Origin of the sequence: Psychrobacter sp. GW64-MNA-CIBAN-0177 (genome assembly GCF_040309585.1) — a bacterium.
In the GTDB taxonomy this organism is placed as follows: Bacteria; Pseudomonadota; Gammaproteobacteria; order Pseudomonadales; family Moraxellaceae; genus Psychrobacter; species Psychrobacter okhotskensis.
The window spans coordinates 1-245 of the sequence record NZ_JBEOOY010000521.1; the positions used below are offsets into that span (position 1 = coordinate 1).

The 245-nt window shown below is 48.2% G+C and carries 1 pseudogene; it reads left to right on the top strand.

Annotated features, from left to right (window positions below):
* Window positions 1-16 precede the first annotated feature (16 nt).
* Window positions 17-245 (top strand): annotated as a pseudogene (locus AAEY79_RS16075) (dioxygenase); the annotation flags it as partial.

The window sequence follows — 245 nt, forward strand, 5'->3', positions numbered from 1 at the left end:
CCCTAATACAGGGCATATGAGCCATTCAAAACCGATAAAACCTATTCCTTCCCCGTATCATGATTCCTATCGTAGTTCGTATCATAATAGCCTTCATGATACGGCTAAAACTGATGCGCCTATCACTGGCGCAGTCGCATGGGCAGATATGCCTATAGGGCTGACCAATGCTGCGCGATTACCCGCGATTTTTATCTCCCATGGCGCGCCAACTCTTGCTATAGAAAGCTCCGCAACCACTCATG